The following is a 9,083-nucleotide window of genomic DNA, read 5'->3' on the forward strand; positions in this document are numbered from 1 at the left end:
CCCAAGAATGGCATGCTGGATAAACTCAAAGCGAATCTTCAGGAAGTACAGGCGCGTGGCGGCGAACTGTTTGTGTTTGCTGGTGACAGCAATGAACTGAAACAGGAAGAGGGTGTTCAGGTACTTCAGGTGCCCGAGGTTCCCGCTATTCTCGAAGCCATTGTCTACACCATCCCGTTACAGCTGCTTTCCTACTATGTGGCCGTATTGAAAGGTACGGATGTGGATCAGCCTCGTAACCTGGCTAAATCGGTCACTGTCGAATAACCCGCGTAGTCCTTTGGACTTTATGTTTATTCAGAAATAGCGGCTTAGGCCGCTATTTTTTTCAGGGATAAATCATTAAGTCATGTCAGTATTGGTCCGCTGATGGATACTAAACGTCTCCAAAAAGCGGATGCGCCGTTAATGATCAATCAGTTACACTGCCAAAAATAACTCTAATAATCACTGGGATATGCCGCGAACTGGATCACGGGTGTCTGTTGTGGAGGTGTTATGAACGACACAGTTACTAATTTCGTTATCAACTTTATCGCTTTTTCCGGTGCCATGTTGCTACTGCTGGTTGTCGGAGACATTGTTGCTGCCCTGGTGATCTATCAGGTTGATAAACATCAGACGAAACAAGCGATTCGTCGTAACTATCCTCTGGTTGGACGATTCCGTTATCTGTTTGAGCATGTCGGCGAGTTCTTTCGCCAATATTTCTTCGCGATGGATCGGGAAGAGATGCCATTTAACCGAGCTCAGCGCTCCTGGGTTTATCGTGCAGCTAAAAACGTCGATAACATGGTGGCGTTTGGTTCCTCGCGTGATCTGCGTGTGCCCGGTACCTATCTTTTTCTCAGCTGCCCGTTTCCTACTTTGAAAGAAGACGCCAGCGCGACAAAGCCGCTTCGGATTGGTCAGTTTTGCCGCCAGCCTTACGATGCTCCATCCTTTTTTAATGTGTCAGGGATGAGCTACGGGGCGTTGTCCCGGCCAGCTGTATTAGCCTTAGCGAATGGTGCAAGACAGGCAGGGTGCTGGATGAATACCGGTGAGGGGGGCTTATCACCCTTTCATATCGAAGGCGGCTGTGACGTTGTTTATCAGATTGGCACCGCGAAGTACGGCGTACGCAACGGTGATGGTGGGCTGGCTGATGAAAAGCTGAAAGAAAAAGCGGCGCTACCTCAGGTAAAGATGTTCGAAATTAAGCTGAGTCAGGGTGCAAAGCCGGGTAAAGGCGGGATTCTGCCAGCGGAGAAGGTGAGCAAAGAAATTGCGGATATTCGTGGTATCCCATTGGGTGAAGCGTCCATTAGTCCGAACCGACATCCCGACATTGCATGTATCGATGATCTGCTGGATATGGTCGAACGTGTACGCGATGTGAGTGGCAAACCTTGTGGATTTAAACTGGTGCTGGGTGACGCGAGTTGGTTGGATGAGTTTTGCCTGAAGATAAAAAGTCGTGGCGTAGAAGCCGCGCCAGATTTCATTACGCTGGACAGCTCTGATGGTGGCACAGGGGCGGCACCTATGCCGTTAATGGATAGTGTCGGCCTGCCACTGCGTGAGAGTTTACCTATTCTGGTGAATAAATTGGTAGAGCACGATCTGCGGGATCGTATCCGGGTGGTTGCATCGGGTAAGCTGATTAATCCAACGGATGTGGCTGGCGCGATCTGCATGGGGGCTGATTTTGTGGTGTCGGCGCGCGGTTATATGTTTGCGTTGGGCTGTATTCAGGCACTGCAATGCAATAAGAACACCTGTCCGACCGGAATTACTACACACGATCCTGATCTTCAGCGTGGTCTTGTTCCAGAAGATAAGGCAGAGCGTGTACGCAACTATCATGATCATCTGGTACATGAGGTTGAGATGATTGCACACTCGTGTGGTGTTTCCGAACCCCGTCAGCTGCGGCGCAAGCACGCCGCGATCGTGGTCGAAGGTAGCCGTTCAGTACCGCTGGATATTCTTTACCCTGAGTACTGAGACTCCACTGCTATAAGCGAAGCATCAAAAAGCCAGCGAGGTTAATCTCAGCTGGCTTTTTTGTATGTAATTATTCGTTGAACCAGAGTTCATCGATATCATCGTGCAGTTTTTTTTCTTCGAAGTGTTTTTCTATCGCGCGGCGGGCTCTTAAGGAGCGGCGGGAAGCAACTTTCTTTTTACTTAGCTGCTCTTCTTCTTGGTATCCGACCAGCAAGTCGAACACTTCTGTCTGAATAGTGTTGAGGTCCTGCTCTTTTCTAACCAGCATAATTCAAGCTCCTAGATCATCACAGTCAGGAGATCGATCTGCTATCCACCCGGACAGTCAAAGATCTCTCTGAGATAGTCTGTTGAAGGGTGTGCAAAGCTGGTTTTCCGCAATAAATACGCTGGTTACGTATGGGGAAATCAGCCGGTGCATTCATCCCTTGGTTTTTCTTTTATCGCAGATGTGAGCAAATATCAAACAATCTGAGAGTCAGAACGGATGCTAACGGCTCTGCATTGCAGAAAAATTAAAGCTGAGAAGGGAGAGATAGACCTTAGTCTAAAATCTAAAGATCAGTGGCCTGAACAGACCACTGATGCTGATCAGTGGAGGGTTATTCGTGATCCAGAGTGGATTGTCCCTGACGACGAATCGGAGGACGTTTGTCATTCTGGCGCAATGACCGCAGGCTACGCTTAATCGTTTTAAGGTGATCGAGCAAACCCGGTCCGAGCTTCATCGCCACACCCACTGCGAGGACGTCGATAACAACCAGATGAATCACGCGGGATGACATCAGGGTACTTAGATCTTTGTCTTCTTCCACATCAATGGGAATGGCAATGGTTGCCAGTTCGGCCAGAGGGGTACCACCCGGACATAAAGAGATCACTGTAGCACCAGTCTCTTGTACCAGCTTCACGGTATGCAGCAGGTCTTTGGTGCGCCCCGTCTGGGAGATCGCGACCACAACGTCACCTTCTTTGAGCGTCACAGCAGAGATGGTCTGCATATGTGGATCAGAATAAGACGTTGCGGTGATCTGCAGACGGTGAAACTTGTGCTGCGCATCCGTACATACCGGTGCTGATGCACCAAAGCCGTAAAATTCGACGCGGGTGGCCTTAGCCAGCACTTGAATGGCATCTTCAAGAATCTGCGGATCGAGCTGTTCGCGGATATTCATCAAGTTGCCGATCATAGAGTCGAAGATCTTGGTCTTGAACTCGGTGACTGTATCTTTGCGGTTCAGAGAAAATTGTTCAAAGTTAGGATTTGAAGCAACGCCCTGTGCCAGCGTCAGTTTGAAGTCCTGAAAACCGTCATAGTTTAACGCACGACAAAAGCGCACCACGGTCGGTTCGCTGACATTGGCTTCCGAGGCCAGATCAACAATACGCATGTGGATGACGTCATTGGGATGCGCCAATACAAAGTCTGCAACCTTCTGTTCAGACTTTCGCAGCTTTGGCCGGGCATCGGCAATGGACTTCAACAGGTTAAAGGAGTTCAAGGTTATTCCCCACGGGCTAACAATCGCCAAAAGTATATCAAGCTTATCTACGATAGGGAGCCTTTTAGATCACGCTTTCATAGCCCCAACTGCTAAATATGTATCACAGCTCAAGTTTTTTCGGTGGTACCAGATGAAGATCAGGTGTAGTTCGCTGTTTCATGTCAATTGCGAGTCGGCGCCCTGAGTGCTATTTTCAATCCCACTGCAAAAAAATAATTCAAGGGAGTAGGCTTGTGAAACGTCGTCAATTTTTGCAAGGCGCAGGTGCGGCCACATTGGCAGCCGGCGCAATGGCATCCGGCGCTGCCCATGCAGCACCAGAGTACAAATGGAAAATGGTCACTACGTGGCCGAAGAACTTCCCGGGACTGGGTACTGGCGCAAACTATCTGGCTAAGCTGATTGGTGAAATGACCAACGGCCGTGTTCAGGTAAAAGTGTACGGTGCAAAAGAACTGGTGGGTGCACTGGAAATCTTTGATGCTGTTTCACGTGGTACGGCAGAAATGGGCCACGGCGCTGCGTACTACTGGAAAGGTAAGAGCATCGCGGCGCAGTTCTTTGCTGCGGTACCTTTTGGCCTGACGGCTCAGGAGATGAACAGCTGGTTGTACCACGGTGGCGGTATGGAGCTGTGGGAAGAGCTGTACGCGAAGTTTGGTCTGGTGCCAGGTGCTGCAGGTAGCACGGGTGTGCAGATGGGTGGTTGGTTTAACAAAGAGATCAACAGCCTGGATGACGTTAAAGGCCTGAAGATGCGTATGCCGGGTCTGGGTGGCGAAGTCCTGAAACGTGCGGGCGGTACTCCGGTATTGCTGCCGGGTGGTGAAATCTTCCCAGCACTGCAGTCAGGTGCGATTGATGCTTCCGAGTGGGTAGGACCTTACAACGATTTGGCGTTCGGTCTGTATAAAGCGGCTAAGTATTACTACTACCCAGGATGGCATGAGCCAGGTACTACGCTGGAAAGCTTCATCAACAAGGAAGCGTTCGAAGCGTTGCCGAAAGACCTGCAGGTTTTGGTCCGTAATGCTATCCGCGTGGCTAACCAGGATATGCTGGCTGACTTCACTGCGAAGAACAACCGTGCGCTGGAACAGCTGGTGACAGAGCATGGCGTACAGCTGCGCAAGTTCCCGGATGATGTACTGAAGAAACTGAAAACCTTGTCTGACGAAGTGGTAGCAGAAGAAGCTGCGAAAGATCCAATGGCACAAAAAGTGTATGACTCTTTCGTGAAATTCCGCGATCAGGCGACTGCATGGCATGCGGTGTCCGAGCAGGCTTATATGAACGCTCGCTCCTTGAAGTAAGATAAACGGTACACAAAAAAGCAGGCCCTAAGCCTGCTTTTTTTATGCCTGTTTTAGCTGCAGTCGCGAGTCGCGTGCTGCAGCTTTGATAGCTTACCCGTACACCAGATCCGGCAACCAGGTTGCCAGACTTGGCCAGTAAGCCAGCAGCGCCAAGGCAATCAACTGAATGGCGATGAACGGTATAACACCCCGGTAGATCTGCATGGTGGAGATACTGTCCGGTGCTACCCCGCGCAGATAGAACAGGGCGAAACCAAACGGTGGCGTCAGGAATGAGGTCTGCAGGTTCAACGCAAACATCACACCCAGCCATACAGGATCCAGTCCCATATTCAGCAGAATCGGCGCGACAATCGGTATCACCACGAAGGTGATCTCAATGAAGTCGAGGAAGAAGCCGAGCAAGAAAATCACCAGCATGACCAGCAACATCGCACCGACTACGCCTCCCGGCAGTTCGGTGAGGAAGTCCCGCACCATGTCATCACCGCCATAACCGCGGAAGACCAGTGAGAAGATCGATGCGCCAATCAGGATGACAAAGACCATCGAGCTGACCTGAGTGGTAGAGCGCATCACCTCACGCAGTACATTCAAACTGAAGCTTTTACGTGCCATCGACAGCACAATCGCTCCGACAGCGCCGACAGATGCTGCTTCGGTCGGGGTTGCCAGTCCACCAAGGATGGAACCCAATACAAGGCCAACTAGCAGGACGGGCGGCACCAATGCTTTCAGTACCCGGCTACCAAGATTGTTAACGGCGTCACGCTCTTCGGCAGGAATCGCCGGTACTAGCTCAGGTTTCGTGATTGCTTTAAATACAATATAAAGAATATACGCACCCACCAACATCAGGCCGGGAATCAGTGCGCCAAGGAACAAGTCGCCGACCGTGACGGTATCCGGTGAAAAAATGCCCCGATCAAGCTGGGATTGCTGATACGCGGAAGAGATTACGTCACCCAGCAGTACCAGTACGATGGATGGCGGGATGATCTGACCCAGCGTACCGGAAGCACAGATAGTACCTGCCGCAATGGAGGGGTCATAACCACGGCGCAGCATGGTCGGCAGTGATAGCAGGCCCATCGTCACAACGGTCGCCCCCACGATACCGGTACTGGCTGCCAGTAGCATACCAACCAGAGTGACTGAGATGCCCAGTCCACCGCGCATGGGGCCAAACAGCAAGGCCATGGTATCCAGCAGCTCTTCGGCGATCCGGGATTTCTCCAGCATGACACCCATAAACACAAACAGTGGTACTGCGATCAGCACCTCGTTGTTCATGATGCCAAACAGGCGGTTCGGGATCGCTTCAAGGAAAACTGAATCAAAATGTCCGGTGTAAGCCCCGATGGCTGCAAACAGCAGACCGGTGCCCGCCAGTGCGAAGGCCACGAAATAGCCCAGCAACAGTACAAAAATAGCGCCAACAAACAGCAGCAGAGGTAGAAATTCCATCATAGTGCGTGACCCTCTTCTTCCTCTAGCAAGTGCCCCTGACCGGTCAGCACTAATATGCTGCGCAGGATTTCACCGATACCTTGCAGCATCATCATTGCAGGCATTAACAACAGACTGGTTTTAAGGATGTATCGAAAAGGGATACCTCCGGCTTCCTGAGAGCCTTCGGTCAGCTCCCATGACGTGGCTACATACTCCCAGGAGATGTAAAAGATAAAACCGGTAACCGGTAGCAACAGACACACTGTGCCGAAGAGGTTGATGATGGCTTTACCTTTTTCACCCATCGGGCGATAAAAGATATCCACGCGCACGTGGCCATCATGTTTTAGCGTATAGGCGGCCCCTAGCAGAAAGACGAAGCTGTGCATGTAGATCACAGATTCCTGCAAGGCGACATTGCCTATGTTGAACAGGTAACGCATCACCACGATGGTAAACGTGGCCAGCACCATAGTCAGAGTCAGCCAGGAGATAGCCCGGCCAGTCCACTCACTGATCCCATCGATCAGTCGCACGAGTGTGCTAAGAGGTGTATTTGAAGAGGTCATACGGTCGCATACCCTATGAAGCTTTTTATTATTAACGCCAAAGTATAACAATATTGCTCATGCTAATTGCATCCGTAGTATCGCGTACGTTGATCTTATTCGGATATTTGATTTAAAAACCGTACAATAGGCGCATATATATATGTCCGTACCGGTGGAGAACAGAGACTATGTCCGATCAGTCTACTAACCCGCAGCTGTTTGAGCTGCAAGACTGGCAGCTGGTTGCCTTCAGTGCAGCCCTGAGTGAACGCATGTTTCCGAACTTTGCGCTTTTTTCGCGTCTGGTGGAGTTTGGCAACGCACAACAGCTGCGCCAGATCCTGAATGGTGTCTGGGATAAGCTGGCAAACACCGGTGCCAAGATGAACTTCGAAGTTCAGCTGGATAAGGTTGAGGCTAACATCCCTGATCTGGAAGAGTTCACGATGTACGGTGCTTTTCCGGCGAATGACGCGGTGGTCGCGCTGTACTCAACTCTTAACGTCGTACTTGTCGCAGACGCTGAAGAAGCCGCTAATATAGCGAGCTTATCCCGTGAATGCGTTGCGACGTTTATCGAGGTCAGTGAAGCGGATGATCAGCTTTCCGACGAAGACGTTGTTCGCCTGATCAACACGCATGAAATGATGGAGCAGGAAGAGGCTTTTCAGGACGAAGTTCTGGCCCGGATTACTGCGGCGAAAAAGGCCAACAAAGAACTGATCACTGAACTGCGTGCGCTGGCGCACAACGAAGGTGTCAGCAATATCGGGATCACTGACAGCGAATGATTTTACGTATTGGTCTGTTGCTTCTCATATTGCCACTCGTGGTCATGATGGGTTCCTACTTCACTGAGCTGTCGGCGGTGAATGCCTGTCTGAGTGCTGGCGGCTCCTACGACTATTTTAATGGTGTGTGTGACCAGACCCTGACCCATGCTTACAGCCCGTTTATGGAGCGCAACCCGCTGTTGGTAAACGGTGGTATGTTGCTGTCTGTGTTGGGGTTATTCCTCTGTTTGGCAGGACTATATACCCGCGCACGTTGAGTCACGGCGACCCTCAGCGAGGGGCCGTGAATGTGTGCACCAAGGATTGATCTGAGAGATTCACGAAATGAAAAAGAAACTGGGAATTGCCGCGCTGGCGGTTGTTATCGCAGGTGCATTGCTGTTGTTATGGATGGCAAACAGCGGCTGGCTTGAGGATTTCAATGCTGAACAGAATCAGGTGTTTCAGGAAAGAATAGATGCCGGTACGGCGTTGGGTCAATCGGCCAATCAGCAGCAGTGTCTGGACCAGGCGCTACAGGATTTTGATGGCTGTTTGGGTTATCAGTGCACAGTTGCAGCCGGTAAGTTTCTCAAAGCGTGTTTAGTGCAGGCGTCGCCGAGCGATGGTTTTTGCGAAGGTGTGCCGGAGTTTCGTGACAAGCCGACCGAAGATGATAAGGACTGGGCAAAAGGTTATTGCCGTGAAAACAACATTCGCGGAGATAATTGCCGTTTGTTGATGCGCCAACAACAGCTGTTCTGCAGCCAATAATCACCATACCTGACCTTACTCATCATACGGTTGCCAGTATTAGGATACACTCAGACCTTTACGGGAAGCTGACATGTTTTGAGGAATATGGCACCCTTGCTCTGTTGTGGTGCGCGTTGCGTGACACGCCATTTCGATAGCTGGCTCTTCAGCGCATCACGCGTTAGGTGATTCTGAGCGCTTACGAAGTAGATTCTGCATGGAAAATCATAAAGTTCTCTTTATCGGGCCAGTAGGTTCGGGTAAAACAACTGCAATTCGTTCGATCAGTGACATCGATTGTCTGGACACCGAGGCTCAGGTGTCTGATGTGACCGGACGTCGTAAGCAGACCACTACCGTTGCGATGGACTATGGCCGTCTTACGCTGAGCGAAGCATCACGCGTTCATCTTTATGGTACGCCGGGACAGGCACGTTTCCGCTTCATGTGGGAGCTGCTTTCGGAAGAGATCGCCAAAGATTGTGCCGGTGTTGTGATGATGATCGACAATACCCGCAACTACCCCATGCGCGACCTTAAATACTACGCCCGTGAATTTGCGAACGTGATTGCCGACAAACGATTAGTGGTTGCGGTGACGCGTTCTGATCTGCGTGCACGCCCGTCACAGGACGAGTATTACGACCTGCTTAAAGAGTTGGGCAAAGAGGCATCGGTGTGTTTCATCGATGGGCGCCGGACGTCTGACCTGCTGGGGCTGGTTGAACTGATTCTGGA

General features: G+C 50.9%; 10 protein-coding genes and 1 pseudogene. 7 read left to right on the forward strand and 4 right to left on the reverse strand.

The features are described 5' to 3' along the window. Positions 1 to 267, forward strand: a pseudogene (locus ABYW01_RS07580) (glutamine--fructose-6-phosphate aminotransferase); the annotation flags it as partial. Between the two features lie 231 nt (positions 268 to 498). Then, complete coding sequence (locus tag ABYW01_RS07585) at positions 499 to 1,989, forward strand: FMN-binding glutamate synthase family protein (RefSeq protein ID WP_372831878.1); 1,491 nt, start codon at positions 499 to 501, stop codon at positions 1,987 to 1,989. A gap of 70 nt (positions 1,990 to 2,059) precedes the next feature. Here ABYW01_RS07585 and ABYW01_RS07590 read toward each other — a convergent pair whose 3' ends face one another. Next, the gene (locus tag ABYW01_RS07590; protein ID WP_193955288.1) at positions 2,060 to 2,260 is read right to left on the reverse strand and encodes a PA3496 family putative envelope integrity protein; all 201 of its coding nucleotides are present in this window, start codon (positions 2,258 to 2,260) and stop codon (positions 2,060 to 2,062) included. 334 nt (positions 2,261 to 2,594) lie between these two features. Further along, on the reverse strand, positions 2,595 to 3,494 hold the full coding sequence (locus tag ABYW01_RS07595; RefSeq protein ID WP_193955287.1) for an SIS domain-containing protein: 900 nt from the start codon (positions 3,492 to 3,494) through the stop codon (positions 2,595 to 2,597). Between the two features lie 236 nt (positions 3,495 to 3,730). On the opposite strand from ABYW01_RS07595, the gene ABYW01_RS07600 reads away from it, so the two are divergent. Further along, on the forward strand, positions 3,731 to 4,810 hold the full coding sequence (locus ABYW01_RS07600) for a TRAP transporter substrate-binding protein (RefSeq protein ID WP_372831879.1): 1,080 nt from the start codon (positions 3,731 to 3,733) through the stop codon (positions 4,808 to 4,810). Positions 4,811 to 4,903: 93 nt separating this feature from the next. Here ABYW01_RS07600 and ABYW01_RS07605 read toward each other — a convergent pair whose 3' ends face one another. Both ABYW01_RS07605 and ABYW01_RS07610 read right to left on the reverse strand, forming a co-directional pair. Next, positions 4,904 to 6,283, reverse strand: a complete 1,380-nt coding sequence (locus ABYW01_RS07605) for a TRAP transporter large permease subunit (protein WP_372831880.1) — start codon at positions 6,281 to 6,283, stop codon at positions 4,904 to 4,906. Continuing rightward, positions 6,280 to 6,834, reverse strand: coding sequence for a TRAP transporter small permease subunit (locus ABYW01_RS07610; protein WP_372831881.1), 555 nt, complete (start codon positions 6,832 to 6,834; stop codon positions 6,280 to 6,282). Before ABYW01_RS07610 ends, ABYW01_RS07605 begins: the two co-directional genes overlap by 4 nt. 170 nt (positions 6,835 to 7,004) lie before the next feature. On the opposite strand from ABYW01_RS07610, the gene ABYW01_RS07615 reads away from it, so the two are divergent. The 4 genes from ABYW01_RS07615 to ABYW01_RS07630 form a co-directional block, all read left to right on the forward strand. Then, entirely contained in the window at positions 7,005 to 7,607 is a 603-nt protein-coding gene (locus ABYW01_RS07615; protein ID WP_372831882.1) for a YjaG family protein, read from the forward strand. Then, a complete protein-coding gene (locus tag ABYW01_RS07620) occupies positions 7,604 to 7,867 on the forward strand; it encodes a hypothetical protein (RefSeq protein WP_372831883.1) in 264 nt (87 codons plus the stop codon). Before ABYW01_RS07615 ends, ABYW01_RS07620 begins: the two co-directional genes overlap by 4 nt. Before the next feature lie 67 nt (positions 7,868 to 7,934). Further along, on the forward strand, positions 7,935 to 8,363 hold the full coding sequence (locus tag ABYW01_RS07625; RefSeq protein WP_372831884.1) for a hypothetical protein: 429 nt from the start codon (positions 7,935 to 7,937) through the stop codon (positions 8,361 to 8,363). 199 nt (positions 8,364 to 8,562) lie between these two features. Beyond that, on the forward strand, positions 8,563 to 9,083 hold a 521-nt coding region (locus tag ABYW01_RS07630), incomplete at its 3' end, for an ATP/GTP-binding protein (RefSeq protein ID WP_372831885.1).

It is taken from the genome of Pontibacterium sp. (assembly GCF_041587635.1).
GTDB lineage: Bacteria > Pseudomonadota > Gammaproteobacteria > Pseudomonadales > Balneatricaceae > Pontibacterium.